The 22913-nt window shown below is 46.0% G+C and carries 23 protein-coding genes and 1 rRNA gene; 21 read left to right on the forward strand and 3 right to left on the reverse strand.

The annotated features are described in order from the left end of the window. The first annotated feature begins 135 nt into the window (after positions 1-135). A complete protein-coding gene (locus MHH63_RS01305) occupies positions 136-2544 on the forward strand; it encodes an O-antigen ligase family protein (protein ID WP_341171139.1) in 2409 nt (802 codons plus the stop codon). On the opposite strand, the gene MHH63_RS01310 is transcribed toward MHH63_RS01305, so the two are convergent. Both MHH63_RS01310 and MHH63_RS01315 read right to left on the reverse strand, forming a co-directional pair. After that, on the reverse strand, positions 2533-3189 hold the full coding sequence (locus MHH63_RS01310) for an SdpI family protein (RefSeq protein WP_052097330.1): 657 nt from the start codon (positions 3187-3189) through the stop codon (positions 2533-2535). The two genes, MHH63_RS01305 and MHH63_RS01310, sit on opposite strands and share 12 nt — an antisense overlap. After that, the gene (locus MHH63_RS01315; RefSeq protein WP_076179758.1) at positions 3189-3527 is read right to left on the reverse strand and encodes an autorepressor SdpR family transcription factor; all 339 of its coding nucleotides are present in this window, start codon (positions 3525-3527) and stop codon (positions 3189-3191) included. The genes MHH63_RS01310 and MHH63_RS01315 overlap by 1 nt, the downstream gene beginning before the upstream one ends. Before the next feature lie 216 nt (positions 3528-3743). Between MHH63_RS01315 and MHH63_RS01320 the strand changes: the two genes are divergently transcribed. From MHH63_RS01320 to MHH63_RS01405, 18 genes are all read left to right on the forward strand, one after another. After that, a complete protein-coding gene (locus tag MHH63_RS01320) occupies positions 3744-4502 on the forward strand; it encodes a glucose 1-dehydrogenase (protein WP_076128654.1) in 759 nt (252 codons plus the stop codon). 350 nt (positions 4503-4852) lie between these two features. Continuing rightward, the gene (locus tag MHH63_RS01325) at positions 4853-5467 is read left to right on the forward strand and encodes a DedA family protein (protein WP_036680184.1); all 615 of its coding nucleotides are present in this window, start codon (positions 4853-4855) and stop codon (positions 5465-5467) included. Next, positions 5464-6030, forward strand: a complete 567-nt coding sequence (locus MHH63_RS01330) for a thioredoxin family protein (RefSeq protein ID WP_076128653.1) — start codon at positions 5464-5466, stop codon at positions 6028-6030. The genes MHH63_RS01325 and MHH63_RS01330 overlap by 4 nt, the downstream gene beginning before the upstream one ends. Positions 6031-6034: 4 nt before the next feature. After that, a complete protein-coding gene (locus MHH63_RS01335) occupies positions 6035-6664 on the forward strand; it encodes an MBL fold metallo-hydrolase (protein ID WP_341171140.1) in 630 nt (209 codons plus the stop codon). A gap of 545 nt (positions 6665-7209) precedes the next feature. Further along, positions 7210-7755, forward strand: a complete 546-nt coding sequence (sigY, locus tag MHH63_RS01340; RefSeq protein WP_076179762.1) for an RNA polymerase sigma factor SigY — start codon at positions 7210-7212, stop codon at positions 7753-7755. Further along, complete coding sequence (locus MHH63_RS01345; RefSeq protein ID WP_076128645.1) at positions 7742-8071, forward strand: YxlC family protein; 330 nt, start codon at positions 7742-7744, stop codon at positions 8069-8071. Before sigY ends, MHH63_RS01345 begins: the two co-directional genes overlap by 14 nt. Further along, positions 8068-8283: a hypothetical protein gene (locus MHH63_RS01350; RefSeq protein ID WP_076128644.1), complete on the forward strand. Its 216-nt coding sequence runs from the start codon at positions 8068-8070 to the stop codon at positions 8281-8283. The genes MHH63_RS01345 and MHH63_RS01350 overlap by 4 nt, the downstream gene beginning before the upstream one ends. A gap of 52 nt (positions 8284-8335) precedes the next feature. Next, positions 8336-8527 carry a PLDc N-terminal domain-containing protein gene (locus tag MHH63_RS01355; protein WP_036680175.1) on the forward strand — a complete coding sequence of 64 codons (192 nt, stop codon included), beginning with the start codon at positions 8336-8338 and terminating at the stop codon, positions 8525-8527. Continuing rightward, on the forward strand, positions 8527-9441 hold the full coding sequence (locus MHH63_RS01360; RefSeq protein WP_076128642.1) for an ABC transporter ATP-binding protein: 915 nt from the start codon (positions 8527-8529) through the stop codon (positions 9439-9441). The genes MHH63_RS01355 and MHH63_RS01360 overlap by 1 nt, the downstream gene beginning before the upstream one ends. Then, entirely contained in the window at positions 9438-10208 is a 771-nt protein-coding gene (locus MHH63_RS01365; protein ID WP_076128640.1) for an ABC transporter permease subunit, read from the forward strand. The genes MHH63_RS01360 and MHH63_RS01365 overlap by 4 nt, the downstream gene beginning before the upstream one ends. 147 nt (positions 10209-10355) lie before the next feature. Continuing rightward, complete coding sequence (locus MHH63_RS01370; RefSeq protein WP_036680170.1) at positions 10356-10739, forward strand: hypothetical protein; 384 nt, start codon at positions 10356-10358, stop codon at positions 10737-10739. A gap of 249 nt (positions 10740-10988) precedes the next feature. Continuing rightward, positions 10989-11276 (forward strand): Asp-tRNA(Asn)/Glu-tRNA(Gln) amidotransferase subunit GatC, encoded by a 288-nt coding sequence (gene gatC, locus MHH63_RS01375; protein WP_036680166.1) that lies wholly within the window; start codon positions 10989-10991, stop codon positions 11274-11276. Between the two features lie 27 nt (positions 11277-11303). Beyond that, complete coding sequence (gene gatA / locus MHH63_RS01380; RefSeq protein ID WP_076128638.1) at positions 11304-12761, forward strand: Asp-tRNA(Asn)/Glu-tRNA(Gln) amidotransferase subunit GatA; 1458 nt, start codon at positions 11304-11306, stop codon at positions 12759-12761. A gap of 11 nt (positions 12762-12772) precedes the next feature. Continuing rightward, positions 12773-14218, forward strand: coding sequence for an Asp-tRNA(Asn)/Glu-tRNA(Gln) amidotransferase subunit GatB (gatB, locus tag MHH63_RS01385; protein ID WP_445321748.1), 1446 nt, complete (start codon positions 12773-12775; stop codon positions 14216-14218). Positions 14219-14340: 122 nt separating this feature from the next. Further along, the gene (locus MHH63_RS01390; protein ID WP_076146333.1) at positions 14341-14811 is read left to right on the forward strand and encodes a GNAT family N-acetyltransferase; all 471 of its coding nucleotides are present in this window, start codon (positions 14341-14343) and stop codon (positions 14809-14811) included. 45 nt (positions 14812-14856) lie between these two features. Beyond that, a complete protein-coding gene (locus MHH63_RS01395) occupies positions 14857-16758 on the forward strand; it encodes a DUF4097 family beta strand repeat-containing protein (RefSeq protein WP_254849011.1) in 1902 nt (633 codons plus the stop codon). 126 nt (positions 16759-16884) lie between these two features. Next, positions 16885-17316: a peroxide-responsive transcriptional repressor PerR gene (gene perR / locus MHH63_RS01400; protein ID WP_036680160.1), complete on the forward strand. Its 432-nt coding sequence runs from the start codon at positions 16885-16887 to the stop codon at positions 17314-17316. 211 nt (positions 17317-17527) lie between these two features. Continuing rightward, positions 17528-19249, forward strand: a complete 1722-nt coding sequence (locus MHH63_RS01405; RefSeq protein WP_076304770.1) for a glycosyl hydrolase family 18 protein — start codon at positions 17528-17530, stop codon at positions 19247-19249. A 117-nt stretch (positions 19250-19366) separates the two neighbouring features. Here MHH63_RS01405 and MHH63_RS01410 read toward each other — a convergent pair whose 3' ends face one another. Continuing rightward, on the reverse strand, positions 19367-19732 hold the full coding sequence (locus tag MHH63_RS01410) for a DUF2614 family zinc ribbon-containing protein (protein WP_036680151.1): 366 nt from the start codon (positions 19730-19732) through the stop codon (positions 19367-19369). A gap of 127 nt (positions 19733-19859) precedes the next feature. Here MHH63_RS01410 and MHH63_RS01415 point away from each other — a divergent pair, with 127 nt between their 5' ends. Then, on the forward strand, positions 19860-20738 hold the full coding sequence (locus tag MHH63_RS01415) for a nucleotidyltransferase-like protein (RefSeq protein WP_076128632.1): 879 nt from the start codon (positions 19860-19862) through the stop codon (positions 20736-20738). Between the two features lie 425 nt (positions 20739-21163). Then, positions 21164-22721: ribosomal RNA gene (locus MHH63_RS01420) — 16S ribosomal RNA — on the forward strand. The last annotated feature ends 192 nt before the right edge of the window (positions 22722-22913 follow it).

Consider the following 22913-nt stretch of genomic DNA (forward strand, 5'->3'; position numbering starts at 1 on the left):
TTTACAGCTAGTGAGATCAAATGGTTAGGGCGGTACGGCTCCTTTGTGGAGAGGTATCGTCTTTTTGCGTTCTAGTCTTGTATAAGGGAAATGTGGAAAGGATAGAGATAAATTAACGAATACAGGGGTATCTAAATGTGGCGTTTTAAAAAAGACCGGAGTCTGGAATCATCAATCGCATATATGTGTGGAGCCTTAGTGATAACGGCTGGGGTGGGTGCTTGTTTGTTGCGGGGATTGTTTTTTACTGAGGAGATGTATCCCTTTCTAACTTTATGGTTTGTGTTGTGTTGTACGTGCTCGCTTTATTATCTTGTTGGGGTTGGCGCATGGAGAAAAAGTGGGGGAGGTGCAGTAAGTGGTATTACGGGAGTCAATGGAGTTAGTGAAGGTAGTGAAGGTAGTGAAGTTAGCGGAGAAAATAAAGCGTTAAGAATATTATTAAGCGTCCCTTTAATTATTCTATCGCTTTATGTGATTCATTGGTTGCGCGGGCCGCTTTCCTCCCAGGGAACTATGAATGAAATGCTGCGGTGGGGCTTGTATGCTAGCTTTGCATTATTGGTTTGTTTTTGTGCGGTGAACCGGGTGGGGCGGCGGATTGTAAATGTAACTTGGTCTATGGCGGGTATGTTTTTGAGCATGAGCGCTTTGTTGGCTGTTTGTGGAGTGGTAAAGTTGCCTTTCGCTGTCGCCTACAGCAATTCATCGGAAGTGAGCGCCACAGGGGTTAGGTTAGCAGGATTGATGGAATATCCGAATGCTTTTGGTGCTGTGATGGCTGTTTTTCTGCTGGAACGGCTATTTGCTGTTGCTGTTTATTACGGGGAGCCAAAAAAGAGCGTGAATATGTTGGGAGCAAGAAGTGTTGGGCTGGGGATGGAGTGCGCAGAAGCAGAACGGAGGAGCAAAGGGGCAGGAGGCGTGGAAGCGGAGCAGGGAAAAGCGGGAAGCACGACCGCCGCGCTGCTGCGCTTGCTGCCGCTGTTCCCGTACACCGCCGCGCTGCTCCTCAGCGAGTCGCGCGGCGCATGGCTGACGGCGGCTTGCGCCTGCGCCGCCGTCTTGCTCTGGAAGCGGCAGCTAATCGCGCCGCTTCTTGCTGCTGGCGCCGCGCCCGTGGCCGCCGCGGCGCTACTCTACCGCCAACTGGCCCGTGCCGGGTTGGCGGTAGAGCCTGTGCCCGGCCTGCTGTTGCTGGCCGGGCTTTGGGCCGGCGCGCTGCTAGCCGGCCTGTGGCTGTGCCGCCGCCAGCGCAGCGCGGCGGGCACTGCCCGAGCCGCTATGCTGGCATTGGCGGCGGCGGGTTGGACGGCGGCGGGGATCGCCGTCCTCCTGCACGTGCGCGAGCGGATTACCGGACCGTCATCGACGGTATCCGCGCGCGGGCTGTTCTACCGCGACGCCTGGCGGCTAGCGGCAGAGGCACCTTGGCTGGGACGTGGGGGTGAGACTTGGCGGCATGCCTACCTTGCCGCCCAATCTCGCCCTTATGTAGGCAGCCAGGTGCATAATGGATACCTTGACATCCTGTTGAACTTAGGATTCGTTGGTCTTGCAGCCATACTCCTTATGCTGTTGGCAACAGGCTGGCTGCTGGCTACTAAATCGCCGCGGTTGCTGCCGCCGTTTATGGTCATCGTCTTACACAGCGTCGTCGATTTTGACTGGAGCTACGGATTATTTTGGCTGCTGCTATTCTGGCTGCCAGCGCTTGCTCTGGCTGAGGATAAGCAGAAACATCAATCTGCGCCAACCCACCCTCAGTCTGAGACCAAGCTGCCAATTCAATCCACATCTACGAACCCGCTCACCAATGTCTCTACACAAGCGAATCCACTAATTGCTCAATCCACATCTACGAACCCGCTCACCAATGTCACTACACCTACGAATCCGCTAATCGCTTACCCCACACCCAAGAAATCGCCCCAAATCCGCCTTCGCCAACTAATCGGAACTACGGTATGTTGTTTTTCGCTTCTGCTGGGGGTGCTATCTTTTCACGCCGCTCAAGGAGAGAAGTTCTATCGACAAGCGATTATGTCGGTGGATCCTTCGGTGAAGGTAGAGTTGCTACAGCAATCGCTGGGTTGGAATCCCCGGTCACCTCGAACGGTTATAGCATTATCTAGGCTGCTCTCGGGTGAACAGAGCGTGAGTCTGCTTCGGCAGAGTTTGTTGTATTCTCCCGAGAATGCCAGCTTAAGCTGGGAGCTGGCTGAACGATGGATGAGCAGTGACCATCCGGGGGCAGCGTTATATTGGATAGACCAGAGCTTTAGGCTGGATAAGTACAACAATGCCAAGTGGGTGAAGGCGATTGAAGGGATGCTTCTTATGGGGCAAAAAAAGCTTGCAGAAGGAAATCGAAAGGAAGGCCTAGTCTGCGTCGCCTCTGGGAATGAACTTCTTCTGGAATATAGAAGGTTGGCAGAAGAGGAGGCTAATAAAGGAGGGCAACATAATGATCGTGAGTTCCAAATGACAGAACAAGCCGACGACTTGAGTCGACGGCTTAGTATGTTGGCTTTACGATTTTAGCGGACGTGAAATCATCCAGGAGTAGAGAATGGGCACGATAATTGCAAGTACGAGTGCCGTAATAATAAGAAGCTGAGACAAGGCTCCGCTCAAAAAGGCTCCTGCAAAAATAAGTAGGCCACCGATCATCCACATTATCCCGGATAGACGATGTGTTTTTCGCCATACCTCGGGGTTGGCGAGCGTCCAGGCTGTACGAACCCCAAACAAGTAATTATCTTTTACCTGTGGCATGTAGTTGCCAAGAGCAATAAACATTATTCCAACAGCGCCTATGGCGATCTTCCCAACATTTATATCTTTACCTAGACCGTAAGCAATCGACAGCACCAGCATTAGATTAAAAAGCATCCCAATAGCAAGTCTGCTCATGGCATAGGCATTTTCGAATTTTTTGTAATTGTCCCGCTTAGGGTCGATGCTGCGTGTGAACTGCATGATCAGCGGGAGCACAATGCCTAAGATTCCGAACACAAAAATAGCTATATTTTTGTCCCAGTATCTGTTGACCTTACCCGTAATTCCAAATTGTGCCGGTAACTCCTGCGGAAGCTTGCTGTAATTGATCAGAGCGTAGGCTAATGTAGCTAAACCTAATATTACGATGAGGGTATCCTGCCATCTCCATTTGAAATCTTTCATCATTAATCCGCCTCCTTTTTGGAATCGATATCCTGATGTTGCTGCTTTCCGTCCAGTGATTTACTCTCCGTCTCCGTTTGCTTACCTGTCCCAGTGAGCTCCAATAACCAACCGAGAACCTCTTCGAGGACTGTTGTGTTTAGCGAGTACATAATAAATTGTCCTTTTCGCTCATCCTGTACAAGATCGGCATGCTTCAGCGCATTCAGATGGTGAGAAATGCTTGGCTTAGACATGTTGAAAAAATCTGCGATTTCACCTGCGGTTCGATCTTTCTCCCTTAGTAACCGAATGATTTGGCGACGGGTAGGGTCAGCTAGTGCTTTAAAGGATTCATTCATATTCCACCCTGCCTTTCGATATTTAAATAATTATCTAAATATATAATAGCTCTTTGCTTTGATAGCTGTCAATGCAGTATTCACTCAGCAATAGCGTGTGTAAAAGTGTCACCGAATCTTTAAAATTAAGGACCGTCCAAAGCCTACTCGTGTTAATACTAACGATGGGCATGCATTCTTTGATGCACCGAACATACGACGCAGAGGAGCGGATATATGATACTAACCAATAAAGTCGCAGTTGTTACGGGTGCAGGATCGGGGATTGGAGAAGCGATTGCTCTGCTTTTTGCCCGACAGGGTGCTAAAGTGATTGCTGCGGACATCCATCTGGCGAATGTAGAAGCGGTAGCCAAAAAGGCGGAAAAGGGTGAGGGACACGGAGTCGTCTACCCCGTAAAGGCTGATGTCTCGAAGGAAGAGGACACACAGCGAATGATTGATGCCGCAACCACACAGTTCGGAGGCCTTCATATCCTTGTTAATAATGCCGGAATTATGGATAAAATGACGCCAGCGCACGAGATCACTGATGACTTGTGGGAACAGGTGCTTGCGGTCAACGTAACCGGTCCGATGAGAGCCATTCGTAAGGTTTTGCCGATTTTTATGGCGCAGGAAAGCGGATGTATCATCAATGTAGCCTCTATTGGCGGCTTAGCGGGCTCGCGGGCGGGAGTGGCTTATACTTCCTCTAAGCATGCTGTAATCGGGATGACCAAAAATATAGGATTTCAATACGCTAAGCTTGGAATTCGCTGTAATGCCATAGCGCCGGGCGGGGTAAAGACAAATATTGATCTGTCTGATCCAAGTCCTTTTGGGAGTCAAAAAGCGGGCGAAGGTATGGCGTCGATGCCACGGACAGGAGAGAGCAGTGAGATTGCTTCAGTAGCTTTATTTTTAGCTTCAGATGCTGCAAGCTTTTTGAATGGATCGGTGATAACGGCGGATGCCGGCTGGATGGCTTATTGATTGAGCGCAGATAAAAAGGTGTTCATTTTCCCTTTATTGGTGGAATTTGTTCACCTTTTTTGTTTATGCCTATTACTCAAACTCTTTTTAAGTATGGATTGGAAGATGGAAGCTGCTTGCCGCGTAAGTAGAAGTGATAAGGTTGCTTGTGCTAGAATAGGCTAAGAGAAACTGGAAAATATAGCAGAGCGGCAAAGCTTTTAAAAATATAAGAAAGTATAAGATTAGTATCTATGCTTTTATGTTCTTATATTTCACTCGCTTAAACGCTTAGTGTCTTATAAAGATGCCAAAGGCGATTAGCTTGATACATGTAGCCATATTCTGCGGAAAAGGGAGGAGGAGCACGTTTGCATTTTATTTCTGATCTGATCTCGACATTATTTGAATGGATTCAGAGTCTTGGTTATTTTGGGATTATGATCGGACTGATGATTGAAGTTATTCCTAGTGAAATTGTATTGGCTTTCGGTGGTTTCTTGGTATGGAGTGGAGATATTAATTTTTTCGGCGCAGTATTGTTTGGTACGATAGGCGGAGTGATTGCCCAGATCTTTGTATATTGGATTGGCCGTTATGGGGGCAGGCCTGTACTGGAGAAATACGGGAAATATATTCTTATCCAAAAAAAGCATATTGATCATTCGGAAGAGTGGTTCAATAAATATGGGACAGGCGTAATCTTTACGGCACGCTTTATTCCCGTTGTTCGCCATGCCATTTCCGTTCCAGCGGGGATTTCTCGTATGCCTTTAGGTAAGTTCACTTTATTGACTACACTTGCTGTTATTCCATGGAGTGCTTTGTTCGTATATCTCGGTATGACATTGGGGAATAAGTGGGAAGATATTGACGAGGTAGCAGCTAAGTATACCAACGAAATTATTCTCGTAGCGTTAGCACTAATCATCATTTATTTTGTGTATAAGTGGTTTAAATCCAAGAAGAGGGGGACTGCAAAATGAAACCGAATGTAGCTCATAAATTTGGAAAAGGTCTTACACCGCGCCAATTTGTAGAAAGCATGACGAAGAACCAGCAGGCTTTTGAATCCTGGTATGAGAAGTTTTCTTGGGAAGATGAGAGTGACAAGGAATTTTTTGAAAGCCTGAACCATCGTGATGATTTGCGAGTACTTATCCTTGCCGCTGATTGGTGTGGAGATGTAGTTCGTAATGTCCCTGCGGTATTCCGTATTTTGGAGACTGCCGGAATGAAGACAGAGGTATTCATTTTGGAGGAGAACCAGGAGCTTATGGATGAATTCTTGACCATGGGCGGAAGATCTGTTCCGATTGTGATCTTTGCAGATACCGGCGGATATGTGCTTGGACATTGGGGTCCTCGTCCAGAGCATGTGCAGAGCCTAATGAGAGAGTTCAAACGTGAGAATCCTGATCGCGAGGCCGCTGATTACGACAGCAAAATCGCAGAAGTACGTAAGGCTATGGGGCAAGCTTATGGGGAAGGAACGGAATCACAAGCAGTTATCGCAAAAGAGCTGCGTAGTCTGATTTCCGGATTCTAGACCAATGCTAAATATACGTTCGTTTAATTTAGGTCCTCTTCAGACCAATGCCTACTTGCTGACAGGTGCAGATCCAACGAAGGGTATCATTATTGATCCCGGTATGAATCCTGCGGCATTAGTGCGGAGTATTGAAGGGATGGAGATCGAGGCTATTTTGCTGACGCATGCGCACTTTGACCATATGGGCGGCGTAGACGAAATTCGTAAAGCTAAGAAATGCCCTGTTTATTTACATCCACTAGAGAGTGAATGGCTCAGCAGCCCTAAGCTAAATGGTTCATTGATGTGGCCTGATGTTTCATCTCCTTTAACTACAGATCCTGCAGAATATGATCTGGCAGAAGGACAAGTTCTGCAATTCATCGGACATACCTTCCACGTGTACCATACACCTGGGCACTCTCCGGGCAGTGTCAGCTTCCTATGCGGGAATGATTTATTCTCTGGAGATGTGCTGTTTAAGATGGGAGTTGGGCGCACCGATTTGCCTGGTGGCAGGGAACGTGATTTGTTCGATTCTATTCGTGGCAAGCTGTACAAAATGGATGATGAAGTGAAGGTTTATCCAGGTCATGGCTCCCGAACAACCATCGGTTTTGAAAAAGTTCGTAACCCTTATATCCCTCAATAAACAATCATTCTAGTAGAACTGACAAGAATCGAGGAATTTTTGATAGACAAAGGGATACAAAAGGACTACAATATTGTTAATTAAATGTAACATTAACCTCGCGAAGCACGCAGACTGCGGAATTAATCCCGGTTTGCGTTCTTTTTTTGTCTACATATAGGTTTAAAAGCATGGGGGGAAATAGATTGGAGAAGAATATATATTACCCGTTGGATTACGGATGGTATGACTCCAAGGAGAAATGGACTAGTTTTTGCAGCAGTAAATGCCGATGTTTTTCAGAATGTTCTGGAAAGGGCGGTTTTTGTACTTCCATAGAACGCAGGGACATACAATCTGAGAATAAGGATGGGAGAATACCAGTGAATTCAGGAGGCGAGCCTAGAAGAACGCCTCTTTTTTGGCATTTCCCTGCTGAAGCAGGATTGCTTCAGCCATGGCGGCGTAAGCTCTGGGAGCTCAAAAAATAAAATTAAAGCGCATTGAACGAATCACTATACATAATCGTATTACAAATAAGAACGAAATCCTGAATGGAGGGGCAGATGAGCGATCAGGCGCTGGAGAAAATCAGACGGGCACAGCAGGGAGATACTTCAGCACTGTCTTCACTGCTGCGAGAACATTATACTTTTCTGTTCAAATATCTACTCAAAGTGACTATGGATCCGTTGCTGGCAGAGGATCTTGTACAGGACACGATGGTCAGATGTATGGAAAAAATCAATACCTATAACGGTTCTTCTTCGTTCTCCTCTTGGTTAATTACGATAGCCACCAGAATATTTATCGATCGAAAGCGGCGCTGGAAACGTGAGGCAGAATGGAAGAAACGGGAACAGCAGGCGCAGGGCACCCGTTCGATTCGTTGGCGGTTTGAGAGCAGGGGGGAAGAATGGAGTGAAGTACTTGATTCCATTTCCAAGCTACCCTCTGCTCAGAGGGTAGCTGTGCTGCTGAAGCATTATTATGGCTATAGCTATGAAGAAATCGGTGTGATCATGCAAATTCCTTCTGGCACGGTCAAATCGCGTGTGTCCCTTGGTCTTAACCAATTGCGAAAGGAGCTGAATGAGGATGGAGAAGGATAAGGAGCCAGAACTGTATTTGCACAAGCTTACTGAAGAGCTTGAACGTTTGGATGCGCAATATGATGACCTCACCCCACCTTCGTTACAGGAACTGGAGTGGTTAATGGCTGATGCAGCTGTGCAGAGAAAGAGAAGGGAACGCAAAGAACTACTGTTATTCTGGGGGGTCTCATTGATCCTGATCTGCGCATTTTTATCCATTCTCACTTCTGCACCCATGATCTATTGGATTATTCAGGCGATCATTCCTATTGTAGGACTGGGTGGCTTAGGGATCGCCAGGATCAGAAGAAATAGAGAAGGTGTACAAGAATGAATGAGCTGCAGGATGTGCCTCTTTGGTTGTGGTTTGGCATAGCAGTAGCGTTAATGCTGCAGGGGACCTTACTGTTCCGGGATGCAAGACGGCGCGGGAAAAAAGCTTGGTTCTGGGGATTGTGGGCGATTACTACAGTTCCGTCACCCGCATTAGTCTACTTACTTGTTGTTATTCTTCCTGAGCGACGTAGACGGAATAAGCAGTTGTGAAGCTTTAGTAAGAAGCTCGTTCCTTTCATCCTATTACAAGGAGTGGTACTTCATGGAAGAGGTAAAATGGGGTTTAATCATGCCGTTAATTATTCTGCAGGCTTTGCTTGCTATTATTGGTCTGATATCTCTGGCCAAAGCGGATAACGTTCGTGGTCCAAAATGGATGTGGATTATTATCATTATTTGCGGAAATATATTAGGCAGCGTAGCTTATTTCACAATAGGAAGGAAAGATGTCTGATGTCACTCCTTCAAGTTAAGAATTTGCGCAAAAGCTATGGGGCGCATATTTCCGTAAATGATATAAGCTTTGAAATTGAGAAAGAACGGTGCGTCGCTTTACTGGGGCCTAACGGTGCTGGGAAAACGACCACACTTCGTATGCTGGCAGGGCTGCTAGAACCCACCTCTGGAATGATTTCATTTGAGGGGAGCCGTCCTGGAGCCGAATATCGCAGAGGATTAGGATATGTGCCACAGTCCCCAGCTTTTTATGGGTGGATGACTGGACATGAATATGTTGTTTTCGCTGCAAAGCTTAGTGGAATGGGAACTAAAGACGCAACCAGCAGGGCATTGGAATCGCTTGAGCGTGTAGGGCTTAAAGGTGATGCTCGTCGCCGGATTGGTGGATACTCCGGTGGGATGAAGCAGCGGCTGGGTCTGGCTCAGGCGCTTGTGCACCGGCCTCGTCTGCTGTTGCTTGATGAGCCTGTATCTGCACTTGATCCGATTGGCCGCAGAGAAGTAATGGGACTGCTGCGGGAGATACGTGAAGAGACAACTGTAGTTTTTTCTACACATGTGCTGCATGATGCAGAAGAAATTTGCGATGATATTATTTTAATGAATCAGGGCTTGATTGCTGAGAAGGGGTCTTTATCACAGCTGCGTACACAATACAGCCTTCCTGTTATTCGTTTACGTACAGAGAAGCAAGAAAAAGCTATTCAGTGGCTGGAGTCTCTTGCTGCCAAACCGTTTGTACTAGAGACTCAGTTGTTCGGAGATCAGGCAATTTTTAATGTGAACGATGTAGACATGGCCCGATGGACGATTCTGCAAGAAGCGGCGCAGCTCGAAATTCCATTACTGCAATTTGAAGCGGGTTCTTCCACGTTAGAGGATTTATTTATGAAGGTGGTGGGAGTATGAGAAGCGCCTGGGTCCTTTATCGCAAAGAAATGCTCGAAATGGCTCGCAGTTATAAGTTAATCTGGATACCTGTCGTTTTTATCCTATTAGGTATTATGCAGCCGTTAACTACTTATTATTTGCCGGAAATATTAAAAGCTTCAGGTGATGTTCCCCCAGGTCTGCTAGAGGGGTATGAAATACCGAGTGCCGCAGCTGTGATGGCGCAATCTCTGGGACAGTACGGAACGATCGGAATGTTAGTATTGGCGCTTGGCGCGATGAATGTTTTAGCCGGTGAGCGCTATAGCGGAACTATGGAATTAATTCTGGTAAGGCCGGTTTCTCCAGCCGCAATAGTGTTCGCTAAATGGGCAGCGCAGCTGACCCTGTTGATCGTTGCTCTAGGATTAGGTGCAGCGGGGGCGGCTTACTACACGGAGCAGTTGATTGGTTCACTATCTTGGGGAGATGTCATCGCAGCTTCTGGAGTATATGGATTGTGGCTGTTATGTGCTGTCTCAGCTACGTTGTTGTTTAGTGGATTTTTAAAATCTCCAGTTGCCGCCTTTTTAGCATTGGCGCTAATGGCAGGATTATCATTAGGCCAAAGCTTATTGCCTTCATGGTTTGAATGGGCACCTGCGGGTCTTTCCGGGTTATCGGCTGGAATTCTTATGGCTGGAGAAGGCTTCAGGGTTGGACCCTATCTTTCAGCAGCTATTTTGATCTTGATTTGTTTAGTGGGTGCTGCACTTTTGACAAGGAAGAATAACTTACCCGCTTGAACCATAAGTTATATTTTTATTAAATATAGTATATTTTCATAGAATTTGTAGGATCGGCCAGCCTTCAACTAGACAGTTCTATCTTTTTTTAGTAGACTGTTGAAACAAGCAAAATCTTGAAAGATTTTGGGGTTAGGAGGTAGGGCGATGCTGCGTTTAGGAGAGAAGATTGTCATTGTTGCGGACGCTTTCGAGCAGAGTCTTCCTATCGGGGAATACGGCTACCTAATTGCTTACGACCGCAATCCCGATAATGCGTTTGACTATGTTATTCGTGTACCAGAGGCTAATAGGAACTTTTATGTTCCGGCTGAGGACATTGAGGCGGAAGAACATTTATTAGTAGCTGAGGCTGAGAGAGCAACGCATGAAGCGTTGATTGATTATGCTTTGTCCACGTACAATGAGAAGCTGTTCCATCATTTGATGAACGGTGAAGATATGGATATAGAAGAGACGGAATCAACGTCAAGCGAAAGCATGTCCCAAGCGGATTTCATCAAACAAGTGAATCTTCGAGCTTGGATTTAAGGAAGGCCGGCGCAAGCCGGCTTTTTTGTTTTGTCATACCGCTGCTAAATGCTGTGAAATCACTGACTGTCAAAACCCTTCTCTATGAATATACTAACGATACGCTCCTTTAAAATGTGTAGGAATCCCCTTCACTTTGATAAAGGAGCGTTTGTTTTACAGCCCATCATTGAATTGTCCAAGCTTCTACAATATAATTAAAAACGTTATCCGGGCGCTTTAGCCCTTTAAACAGGAGGGATTTTTCTTATGAGCATTACCGTTAAAGATGTGCAGCATGTGGCCAAACTGGCTCGTCTGCAGCTGAGCCCGGAAGAAGAGGCAACCTTTACAGAACAAATGAATGCTATTTTACAATATGCCGAGAAATTAAATGAGCTAGATACGGAGAATGTAAAGCCGACCACGCATGTGCTGCAAGTCAGCAATGTAATGCGGGAGGATGTTGTGAAGGATAGCCTTACGCAAGAGGAAGCACTTCTTAACGCTCCAGATGATGAAGACGGACATTTCAAGGTTCCAGCTGTTTTGGAATAACTACATAATTAGAAAGGGGGAAGAATCTTGAGCCTGTTTCAAAATCGATTGCCTGAAGTACACCGCATGTTAACTGCTAAAGAGGTATCGGTCAGTGAACTGACTGAAGAATCGCTGGCGATTATAGCTGAGCGGGATAAGAACGTAAATGCATTTTTGACCTTGAATGAGGAGGGCGCTCGTAGCACTGCACGCGCTTTGGACGACAAACTGGCATCCGGAGCAGCACGTGGGTTGCTGTTTGGTCTTCCTGCTGGAATCAAGGATAATATTGTAACTAAAGGCCTGCGCACAACTTGTGCCAGCCAATTTTTGAGCGACTTCCAGCCGATTTATAACGCTACTGTAGCTTCTAAACTGCAGCAAGCAGATGCCGTAACGATCGGTAAATTAAATATGGATGAATTCGCAATGGGCGGATCTAATGAGAACTCAAGCTTTGGTCCTGTACGCAATCCTTGGGATTTAGAGCGTGTGCCCGGCGGTTCCAGTGGCGGATCTGCAGCAGCAGTAGCTGCGGGCGAAGTGTTCTTCTCACTAGGTTCGGATACTGGGGGTTCCATCCGCCAGCCAGCTTCCTATTGTGGTGTTGTAGGTCTCAAACCTACTTACGGTCTTGTATCACGTTACGGGCTGGTAGCCTTTGCCTCCTCACTAGATCAGATTGGACCATTAACACGTAATGTAGAGGATTCTGCCTATGTGCTTCAAGCAATTGCTGGTTATGATGCCCAAGACTCTACTTCGGCTAAAGTAGAAATTCCTGATTATTTGAGTTCACTTACTGGTGATGTTTCCGGACTTCGCATTGCTGTTCCTAAGGAATACCTGGGAGCAGGTGTCGATGCTTCTGTGCGTGAGACAGTTTTGTCTGCACTTAAAGTGCTGGAAGGAATGGGTGCTGTCTGGGAGGAAGTTTCATTACCACATACGGAATACGCAGTAGCAGCTTATTATTTGCTGTCCTCTTCGGAAGCTTCATCTAACCTCGCGCGTTTTGACGGTGTGCGTTATGGCGCACGTGTAGATGAAGGCGGAGGATTGCTTGATCTATATCTTAATTCCCGCAGCCGCGGCTTTGGCCCTGAGGTTAAACGTCGTATTATGTTGGGTACTTATGCACTCAGCTCCGGGTATTACGATGCTTACTATTTAAAAGCACAAAAGGTGCGTACTTTGATTAAACAGGACTTTGATGACATCTTTAAAAAATATGATGTGGTCATCGGCCCAACAGCACCAACGACAGCATTCAAATTGGGTTCACAGACTGAAGATCCGCTGACCATGTATCTGAACGATATTCTCACGATTCCTGTAAGTTTGGCGGGTATTCCGGCCGTGAGTGTTCCTTGTGGTTTTGCGGAAGGCATGCCTGTAGGTCTGCAAATTATCGGTAAGGAATTTGACGAGAGCACGATTTTGCGTGTCGCTCATGCTTTTGAACAAAATACAGATCATCACAAGCAGCGTCCACAGCTGTAGTAAAGGAGGGAATGGGATTACTTATGTCTAAATACGAAACGGTCATCGGCTTGGAAGTTCACGTAGAGCTTCATACCAACTCCAAAATCTTTTGCGGATGCTCCACTGAATTTGGAGCCCCACCTAACACTCATACCTGTCCTGTCTGCTTGGGTCACCCCGGCGTAGTGCCAGTGCTCAACAAACAGGCGGTAGAATACGCTATGAAAGCAGCGATGGCGCTGAATTGCACCATTGGTGATGTTAGCAAATTCGACCGCAAGAACTATTTTTACCCGGATTCACCAAAAGCTTATCAGATTTCACAATTTGATCAGCCTATCGGCCTGAACGGTTGGATCGACATTGAAGTTAACGGAGAGACCAAACGGATCGGCATTACTCGTCTTCATTTGGAAGAGGATGCAGGTAAGCTTACGCACGTAGATGGCGGTTTTGCCTCGCTAGTCGATTTTAACCGGGTGGGAACACCGCTTATCGAAATCGTATCCGAACCTGATCTGCGCTCCCCTGAGGAAGCTCGTGCTTATCTGGAGAAAATCCGTGCGATTATGCAGTATTGTGACGTATCCGATGTCAAGATGGAAGAAGGATCGATGCGCTGTGACGCGAACATCAGTCTACGCCCAGAAGGACAAGAGGAATTCGGCATTAGAGCAGAGCTTAAGAACATGAACTCCTTCCGCGGTGTATTGCGTGGACTGGAGTATGAACAATATCGTCAGGCTGAGATCCTGGATGATGGTGGAGTTGTTGTGCAGGAGACTCGCCGCTGGGATGAAGCACAAGGGAAAACATTATCGATGCGCGGGAAAGAAGAAGCGCATGATTATCGTTACTTCCCGGACCCGGACTTGATCGTTCTGCATATTGATGATGCTTGGAAAGAATCCATTCGTTCAACGATTCCAGAACTTCCGGATGCTCGGAAAGCACGTTATAGCGAGGAACTGGGCCTGACAGCTTATGATGCAGGCGTCATTACATCCTCTAAATTGTTAGCGGACTTTTTCGAAGGGTGTCTTGCCTATACGCAGGATGCCAAGGCTGTAGCTAACTGGATTATGGGTGACTTGCTTGCCTATTTGAATGGTAATAATCTGGAGTTGTCGCAGGTACAAATTACACCACAAGGGCTAGGCGAGATGATCGGGCTGATTGCAGCCGGAACCATCAGCAGCAAAATCGCTAAAACAGTATTTAAAGAAATGCTAGAGAGCGGTAAACTGCCAGCTGTTATCGTTGAGGAAAAAGGTCTAGTGCAGATCAGCGATGAAGGTGCCATTAAAGGGATAGTGGAAGCAGTCGTAGCCGCCAATCCGCAATCAGTGGAAGATTATAAAGCGGGTAAACAGAAAGCAATCGGCTTCCTGGTCGGACAAGTCATGAAAGAAAGTAAAGGTAAGGCGAATCCGGGTCTTGCTAATAAACTTCTCATCGAGGTATTGAGCAGCTAAACGCTTGTCGTCTGTAAAAGGACGCCAGCGGCGTTTATAATTGGGGTAATATACTTATGTAATAAGCTAAGGGCTTGTCGGCAACGGCAGGCCCTTAGCGGCATATAAGGGGACTGGTTAGGATGAATACAATTAACAAGCTAAATCTGCAGGATGAAAGCACCGTTAATGAATTATGGAGTCTTCAGCATAAGGCCTATAGACTGGAAGCTGAACTTATAGGCTTTCGTGAAATACCACCTCTGATGGAGACGAGAGAAATGCTCAGCAGCTCAAAAGAGGGTTTTTATGGCTGCTTCGATAAAGATGAGGAACTAATGGGTGCTGTTGCTGTAGAGGAAGAATCTCCTGGAAAATTGACGATTACACGAATGATGGTGGGGCCGGACTTTTTTCGTAGAGGTATCGCTAGCCATCTTTTGGAATATGTATTTGAGCATTTTGCAGGGATGGAGCAATTCATTGTGTCGACAGGCAAAAAGAATACACCTGCCGTTTCGTTGTACAGTAAACATGGTTTTCTGCCTACCGGTGTGGAGGAAGTCGCTCCAGGAGTTGAATTGATTGAATTTCATCGGAGTGGTTCTCTTTGAAAAAAGATATTCATAGACAACTATTTACGAAAGGAGGAGTCCAAAATGAAACATGACTCTGCAATGCTCCCAGAGCAGGAAGAACTGCAAGGTTCTGTTGATATAGAGACTAAGGAAAATGAGATACAGAAGAGGATTATTCCTCCGCGTCCGAAGCGGCGCCACCGCAAACGTAAATTTATTGCTGGACTGCTGGCAGCACTCATCCCTGGGACGGGGCATTTGTATTTTGGACTTCTCCGAAAAGGGATCACCTTCATCTTTCTAATTCTTTTGGATATCTCAGCTTTATTGTATTTCTCATCCATCGGGATGCAGATCAATGTTCCACTGCTTATTTTACTTGCGCTCATTATTCCAGTGATCTATTTTTATAACGTGTATGACGTATTGCAATCAGCGGACAGGCTTCTTCGCTTCCCAGAGGATCATGATCTTGCTATTTCTGTGACCAAAGCAAACGAGGCTCCTAAACGTCGTAGTATCGTCAGCGAGCCTGGGATATCCTTTGGACTCTTATTGCTCTTAGGGGGCGCCCTGCTTATTCTGTTCCGGCAGAAACCAACATGGCTCCAGTTCTTTATTGAACATTATGCCGAAATGGCCGTGTCTGTCATTTTAGTATGCGGTGGCTTATTTATAGGAGCTAGAGAAATTGCCAGAGCAGTTGTGCAGCGTAAAGACAATGAACCTCGCAAGCGGCGCGTGGGAAGATATACGGCTTCTGTATTACTGATAGCTATTTCTGTTCCTTTGTTTTTGGATTGGAGAGAGGGAACTGACTATATGCTTCTGCTCTTGAAGTGGTGGCCAGTCATCCCGGTGTTATGGGGGATTGAGTTCCTGCTGATGTTTATCTTCTCTAACCGTTCAGCCAAGGGAACCAGAATCAGATTGGATTTACGTGGGCTTTTATCTGCTATATTGCTAGCTGCGAGTGTATTTATTGTTGCAGAGCAAGAACATTATTTATATCTATGGAAAAATGTCAGTCTAAACCTGACGGCAGCAGCAGTGGACTATGGTGAGGCTAAAGGCAGCAAATATCAGAAAGCCCCGCTAATTGTTCCGGTGGAATTAAATACAGCAAAAATATCTATTGATAGTATTAATGGTGATATTTTATTACACCGTGCTCCGGTGGATGATATTCAAATTACAACGACAGTTTGGGTAGATCAGTTGGATGGGCCGATGGCTGAAGCTATATCAGAACAGTCCTTTGTGGACGTTGTTGAAGGGCCCAACATAAAAATCACCTCGAATAGCAAGGCCTATGGAGAATCCGGTAAACGCCAGCCACGCATGGATTTAGATATTTACTTGCCGGAGGATCGCCGCTTTAATCTCGATGTTCGCACTATGAATGGCGGGATCACGTTGCAGAATGTAGAAGCCATCGAAGACATTTCTCTGGAAACGGGGAATGGAGAGCTGATCCTTCATCGTATCTTTGGTAATGTTAAGGGAAAAACACTGAATGGAGCTGTCCGTGCCAGATCTGTTCAAGGCAGCGTTGATTTAACAACGAGCGGAGGCAATATGAATGCTTGGGATGTTACCGGTGCTTTGAAATTATCGACGGCTGTCGGCAATATTAGTGCGATCGGAAATAGCAATGATATCGATATTACTACCAAAAACGGTAATTTAGAGGTGGATGGAGCCAGATCCAAGCTACATGCCGAATCTCTAAATGGTACCATTGATGTTCGCTCTTCTGATGTCGCTGGAGATTGGGACATTTATAGCGCAGTTGGTGACATTCAATTGTATTTACCGATGTTAAGCAACTATACAGTGAATGGATCCAGTGGATATGGTGATATTACTTCAGATTTGCCTGAACTTACAATTGATAAGAAAAAAGTATCAGGTGAAGTGGGGACCGGCGAGTTCAAGCTTCATGTTGAAGGAAATAGCAATCTAAATGTTAGGAAATATTGAAAAAAGTAATTTTTCTTATATAATAATAAATATAATGTATAGACTTCGTTGACAATATTGAAAAATCGGTCTTACAATCTTAAGAAGTATTTCTTTTATTTTTAAATTCAAAAGGCGGTGACAGTAATGGGGAGTGGAGTACAACATGCACTGGAACAATTAAAGACAACAGGTGTCCGTATAACGCCCCAGCGTCATGCGATTCTTACGTATTTGATGGAAGCAATGAATCATCCTACAGCTGACGATATATACCGGGCGCTAGAGCCGAAATTTCCGAGCATGAGCGTAGCAACTGTATATAATAATCTCAAGATGTTTATGGAAGCCGGCATGGTTCGCGAGTTGACCTACGGGGATAGTTCCAGTCGTTTTGATGCCAATGTATCTGATCATTATCATGTCATCTGTCAGCTATGCGGTAAGATTGAAGATTTTAGTTATCCTTCGCTTCATGATGTAGAGATACATGCAGAGCAGGAAACGGGCTTCAAAATTACGGGTTTGCGTATGGAATTGCATGGAGTTTGCAAATGTTGCAGAGAGAAGCAACAATAAGACAGAATACTACTGTACTTAAGGGCGTATAGCCAAGCTACACAATAAACGTGTGAAATCCGAAAGCGGAGGACTCACGTTTTTATTTTTTTTCAAAATAACAAAATATAGTGAAAATGACTAACTTATACTGGTTATCCGGAACCAAGTGGATGTTATAATCGTATTGTTAGACTTAACTTAAAATCATCTAATATTTGGAGGATATATTTTGGACAGAAGATATAGACAGAAACGCGTCAAAAAGCGCGGAGGTCTTTTCCGACGCTTTTTTGGACTTTTGCTCATTGCGGCAGCAGCTTATTGGGTTGTGTTTTTTGTATTGCCAAATCGCCAGCACATCGATCCAGACTGGAAAGGCCTAGAACATCCTATCTTCGTAAAAGGAGAGCTAACAGGATATTCCGCCTCAGGGACCGGTGATAGCATGCTTTTACCTCTACCATTACTGCAGGAACATGTGGACTCATCTATTCGTTATGAAGAAAAGACTAAATCGGTCATCCTATCAACGGAAAGTGAACTTCTATATATGCAAGAGGATAAAACCGATGCTAGTCTGAACAATCGTCCGCTGCAGCTGCGGCTGGCACCTGAAGTTAAGGAAAAGATAACTTATCTTCCTGCGGATGTTTTAGAAGACCTGTATGGGTTTGAGATTCAAGAGGATACGACTACCGGGGCTGTGCTGTTAATGACAGCAGGGGAGACTGTACCGCTGGGGAAAGTGAAAGGTGAAGCAGGTGATAAGACAGTCGCTCTTCGCAGCGAAGCGTCGATTCACGCACCCATCGTGGCCGATATGTCCCCAGGCGCCATCGTGAGTATTTGGAATAAGGAAAATGAGGACTGGCTGTATGTGCAGTTAAGCAGCGGTTATGAGGGTTATGCCAAGGCCAGTGATATTATCTCAGACGGTCAAAAGACAGTGGAACCCAAAAGCACCACTCCCTCACGGGCAGAACGAAGCTGGAAAGGGAAGTCAGTGAATTTGTATTGGGAAGCTGTTTATCAACGCAAACCTGACCCAAGTACATTCGGTGAGCTTCCGGGCGTTAACGTGGCTAGCCCGACTTGGTTCAGTATCATAGATGGTGACGGGAATGTGCGCAGTCAGGCTGATAGTGCGTATGTGCAGTGGGCCCATGAGCGCGGTTTGGAAGTATGGGGGCTGCTCAGCAATAGCTTTGAACCAGACATAACCACTGAGGCATTGTCGAGCTATGAGAAGCGGATGAACGCGATCGTACAGATCCTCGAGTATTCAGATTTATACAAGCTGGATGGAATTAATATTGACTTTGAGAATGTATATACGAAAGACGGGGAGAATGTTACACAATTTATGCGAGAGCTAAAACCTATGGCTCAAGCCAAAAACTTAATCGTCTCCATAGACGTAACCCCTAAATCCAACAGTGAGATGTGGTCAGCATTCCTTGATCGTAGAGCTCTTAATTCAGTAGTTGATTATCTTATTGTTATGGCTTATGACGAGCATTGGGCTGCTAGTCCTGTAGCGGGCTCTGTTGCGTCTCTGCCGTGGGTAGAAAGCTCGTTAAGCCGGATCATAGAGGAAGACGATGTGCCGCCTGAGAAGCTGATTCTAGGGATTCCACTGTATACTAGAATCTGGACTGAGGCCCAGGTGGATGGCAAGACCAAAGTAAGCTCTAAATCGGTTAGTATGAATGCCGTTGAAAAAATTATTAAAGAGAAGAAGCTGACCCCAACCTTTGATAAGGCAGCAGGGCAGAATTACGTTGAGTATAAGGAGGATGGCGCTCTTAAAAAAATATGGATCGAAGACAAAGTTTCTTTAAAAGCTAGAGTTGAGCTTGCTAAGTCTTTAGGGCTTGGTGGCATCGGTTCATGGAATCGCAGCTTTAGTAATCCGTCTGCGTGGGAGGCATTACAAGGGATTCATAAGTAATTATTATTTCATTCATATTAAACAAAGGGGCTCCCAATATAGGGGCCCCTTTGTTGTATTTAGCAAATGTTTGATTGCATTATAAATCGCTAGTAATAAGCTTCTGTAAGATGTGTTTTATTGATTAAGCTGCTGACTCTTAAGTTGTTCCGCAGTAATATTGGCCTCAGCTGGATCCATAGTAAGGATGGTATGGCAGAACATACAGCGGTCTGTTTTGCCCAGCATTTTGGTCAGCTTGTGACATTCAGGGCATTCCAGTTGGACTGCGCTAGTTGACAGCATCCCAGCCCAGAAATAGATTGCAAGACTTGCCATCATTGAGATTAAACCGATTACAAGACCGATTCCAGCGAATACTTTTCCAGTTGAGCCCCAAAACACGATGCCCGCTGTACCCAAAACCATAAGTCCCATTCCGAGCATTGTGAGCAGTAATCCCCATGTGCGAAAAGCGTTGATCTTAGCCGTTTTAAACTTCATGAGTGTTTGCTCCTAACTAAATATAGTTGGGTTGTCCAGAAGGAACTGTCTTTCATATGTAGAATAATAATTATAACTGAATTATAACTGACTGGACGCAAAATCGCCAAATTTAATGGAGGGAAGCATGGAATTGTCCAATGTAACTTTGTTGAGTGGAGAAACGTTTGATGAGAATGTTTTAGGAGCGGTCGTTTTGCGGCAGAATGGGGATATTCCGTTTCAAAGCGCACTTCTTCAAGATTTTGATATGGTAGTGTTAGTATTGCATGAAGAACAGGATAGAGAGCATATTGTTCGCCATACCATTGCCGGTGACCAACGGACCCAGTCAGTCCATATCGGCCTTTTTGCTTTGGAGCAGGCTGTTATGGCAGGGGATAATAACGAACTTCTTATCAGTTTGATGAGGGGGGAAGTGATCTGGGACCCCAAGGGAATACTCGAGGAAATGCGCCGCGAGATATTACAATTTGAAGGACCGATTAAGGAACGGGTCGCATTTATGGAGTTTGCTCGCTTTTTGCATATGTATGTGAAATCCAAGCGCTATATAGAGGCTGGATTTATTATGGATGCTTACAACTGTGTATTGATAGCTTTATATCATTGGGCAAGAATAGAAGTGAGTGAAGTGGGTGCTTTCCCCGAGCCAGCTATTTGGGAGCAGGTTAAAAGCATGAATACCTCCGTTCATAAACTTTATGAGGAGTTAACGGTCAGTACTGAGACCTTAGAGCAACGTGTTGAGCTTGTGCTTCTTGCATGTGAATTTGGGATTATGTCCAAAATGACGGATTGTTGTCTATTGCTCTTTAATATTTTGAATAGCCGTAAGGAAGCATGGAGCATTAAAGAATTACTGCAGCATTCAGGTCTGAGTCAATTAGAGTCTGAACTACCCCTTGTTTTACGAAAGCTGGTTTCTCGTTCGCTAATCCGAGAGATTACATCTTGGGCTGATGTTCACGAGGGAGAAGGGCATGCGATCCGCTATACATTATAGAGATGAATTAGATACAGCAGAAGATGTTTAATTATAGAGAGATGAGCAAGGATAGGGAGAGGCTGAGCACTCTCTTTTTGTTTGTTTACTAATATGAAACGCTCATATTTATTCAGAAAAATTAATGGTTGACTCTTTCCTTGTTCATGTGTTAAATTATAACTCGTCCCTCTGACACAGAGATGTGCTTTCGAAAACATTCGAAAGACAACCGAAAAAAGAAATTAAAAAAAAGGTTGACTAAAACGAGGACGCTGTGATATATTATAAAGGTCGCTGCTGAACAACACATCGACGAAATAAACAGCTTGATCTTTGAAAACTGAACAACGAGTGAGTAGGAAATCACGCAAGTGAAATCCAAAATTAGAGAATTAATTTTCTCGTCAGATGTTTCAAAATGAGCATATCGCTCTTTTCAATACTAATTGGAGAGTTTGATCCTGGCTCAGGACGAACGCTGGCGGCGTGCCTAATACATGCAAGTCGAGCGGAGTTATTTTGAAAGCTTGCTTTCAAAATAACTTAGCGGCGGACGGGTGAGTAACACGTAGGCAACCTGCCCTTCAGACTGGGATAACTACCGGAAACGGTAGCTAATACCGGATAATTTCTTTTTTCTCCTGAGAGAAGAATGAAAGACGGAGCAATCTGTCACTGAGGGATGGGCCTGCGGCGCATTAGCTAGTTGGTGGGGTAACGGCCCACCAAGGCGACGATGCGTAGCCGACCTGAGAGGGTGAACGGCCACACTGGGACTGAGACACGGCCCAGACTCCTACGGGAGGCAGCAGTAGGGAATCTTCCGCAATGGGCGAAAGCCTGACGGAGCAACGCCGCGTGAGTGATGAAGGTTTTCGGATCGTAAAGCTCTGTTGCCAGGGAAGAACGTCCGGTAGAGTAACTGCTACCGGAGTGACGGTACCTGAGAAGAAAGCCCCGGCTAACTACGTGCCAGCAGCCGCGGTAATACGTAGGGGGCAAGCGTTGTCCGGAATTATTGGGCGTAAAGCGCGCGCAGGCGGCTATTTAAGTCTGGTGTTTAAACCTTGGGCTCAACCTGAGGTCGCACTGGAAACTGGGTGGCTTGAGTACAGAAGAGGAAAGTGGAATTCCACGTGTAGCGGTGAAATGCGTAGATATGTGGAGGAACACCAGTGGCGAAGGCGACTTTCTGGGCTGTAACTGACGCTGAGGCGCGAAAGCGTGGGGAGCAAACAGGATTAGATACCCTGGTAGTCCACGCCGTAAACGATGAGTGCTAGGTGTTAGGGGTTTCGATACCCTTGGTGCCGAAGTTAACACAGTAAGCACTCCGCCTGGGGAGTACGGTCGCAAGACTGAAACTCAAAGGAATTGACGGGGACCCGCACAAGCAGTGGAGTATGTGGTTTAATTCGAAGCAACGCGAAGAACCTTACCAGGTCTTGACATCCCTCTGAATCTGCTAGAGATAGCAGCGGCCTTCGGGACAGAGGAGACAGGTGGTGCATGGTTGTCGTCAGCTCGTGTCGTGAGATGTTGGGTTAAGTCCCGCAACGAGCGCAACCCTTAACTTTAGTTGCCAGCAAGTAATGTTGGGCACTCTAGAGTGACTGCCGGTGACAAACCGGAGGAAGGTGGGGATGACGTCAAATCATCATGCCCCTTATGACCTGGGCTACACACGTACTACAATGGCCGGTACAACGGGAAGCGAAGCCGCGAGGTGGAGCCAATCCCATCAAAGCCGGTCTCAGTTCGGATTGCAGGCTGCAACTCGCCTGCATGAAGTCGGAATTGCTAGTAATCGCGGATCAGCATGCCGCGGTGAATACGTTCCCGGGTCTTGTACACACCGCCCGTCACACCACGAGAGTTTACAACACCCGAAGTCGGTGGGGTAACCCGCAAGGGAGCCAGCCGCCGAAGGTGGGGTAGATGATTGGGGTGAAGTCGTAACAAGGTAGCCGTATCGGAAGGTGCGGCTGGATCACCTCCTTTCTATGGAGAATCGTTCTCTGCAATGAGAACATTCAAATCGGAAGCTAAGCTTCCAAAACTCAGGTTTAGGCCTGTTACTCACTCGTTGCTCAGTTTTGAGAGTTTAAGCTCTCAAGTAAGACTTGATCCTTGAAAACTGGATACCGAAACGAATTTGCGTTTTAGAACATCTTTTAGCAACTTGTGCAAACA

Source organism: Paenibacillus sp. FSL H3-0310, assembly GCF_038002785.1.
Taxonomy (GTDB): domain Bacteria; phylum Bacillota; class Bacilli; order Paenibacillales; family Paenibacillaceae; genus Paenibacillus_AQ; species Paenibacillus_AQ odorifer.

Excerpts from the sequence above, each read along its gene's own strand:
- MHH63_RS01305 (WP_341171139.1), top strand. The coding sequence starts at position 136 with ATGTGGCGTTTTAAAAAAGACCGGAGTCTGGAATCATCAATCGCATAT.
- MHH63_RS01310 (WP_052097330.1), bottom strand. The coding sequence starts at position 3,189 with ATGATGAAAGATTTCAAATGGAGATGGCAGGATACCCTCATCGTAATA.
- MHH63_RS01315 (WP_076179758.1), bottom strand. The coding sequence starts at position 3,527 with ATGAATGAATCCTTTAAAGCACTAGCTGACCCTACCCGTCGCCAAATC.
- MHH63_RS01320 (WP_076128654.1), top strand. The coding sequence starts at position 3,744 with ATGATACTAACCAATAAAGTCGCAGTTGTTACGGGTGCAGGATCGGGG.
- MHH63_RS01330 (WP_076128653.1), top strand. The coding sequence starts at position 5,464 with ATGAAACCGAATGTAGCTCATAAATTTGGAAAAGGTCTTACACCGCGC.
- MHH63_RS01335 (WP_341171140.1), top strand. The coding sequence starts at position 6,035 with ATGCTAAATATACGTTCGTTTAATTTAGGTCCTCTTCAGACCAATGCC.
- sigY (WP_076179762.1), top strand. The coding sequence starts at position 7,210 with ATGAGCGATCAGGCGCTGGAGAAAATCAGACGGGCACAGCAGGGAGAT.
- MHH63_RS01345 (WP_076128645.1), top strand. The coding sequence starts at position 7,742 with ATGGAGAAGGATAAGGAGCCAGAACTGTATTTGCACAAGCTTACTGAA.
- MHH63_RS01350 (WP_076128644.1), top strand. The coding sequence starts at position 8,068 with ATGAATGAGCTGCAGGATGTGCCTCTTTGGTTGTGGTTTGGCATAGCA.
- MHH63_RS01355 (WP_036680175.1), top strand. The coding sequence starts at position 8,336 with ATGGAAGAGGTAAAATGGGGTTTAATCATGCCGTTAATTATTCTGCAG.
- MHH63_RS01360 (WP_076128642.1), top strand. The coding sequence starts at position 8,527 with ATGTCACTCCTTCAAGTTAAGAATTTGCGCAAAAGCTATGGGGCGCAT.
- MHH63_RS01365 (WP_076128640.1), top strand. The coding sequence starts at position 9,438 with ATGAGAAGCGCCTGGGTCCTTTATCGCAAAGAAATGCTCGAAATGGCT.
- MHH63_RS01370 (WP_036680170.1), top strand. The coding sequence starts at position 10,356 with ATGCTGCGTTTAGGAGAGAAGATTGTCATTGTTGCGGACGCTTTCGAG.
- gatC (WP_036680166.1), top strand. The coding sequence starts at position 10,989 with ATGAGCATTACCGTTAAAGATGTGCAGCATGTGGCCAAACTGGCTCGT.
- gatB (WP_445321748.1), top strand. The coding sequence starts at position 12,773 with ATGGGATTACTTATGTCTAAATACGAAACGGTCATCGGCTTGGAAGTT.
- MHH63_RS01390 (WP_076146333.1), top strand. The coding sequence starts at position 14,341 with ATGAATACAATTAACAAGCTAAATCTGCAGGATGAAAGCACCGTTAAT.
- MHH63_RS01395 (WP_254849011.1), top strand. The coding sequence starts at position 14,857 with ATGAAACATGACTCTGCAATGCTCCCAGAGCAGGAAGAACTGCAAGGT.
- perR (WP_036680160.1), top strand. The coding sequence starts at position 16,885 with ATGGGGAGTGGAGTACAACATGCACTGGAACAATTAAAGACAACAGGT.
- MHH63_RS01410 (WP_036680151.1), bottom strand. The coding sequence starts at position 19,732 with ATGAAGTTTAAAACGGCTAAGATCAACGCTTTTCGCACATGGGGATTA.
- MHH63_RS01415 (WP_076128632.1), top strand. The coding sequence starts at position 19,860 with ATGGAATTGTCCAATGTAACTTTGTTGAGTGGAGAAACGTTTGATGAG.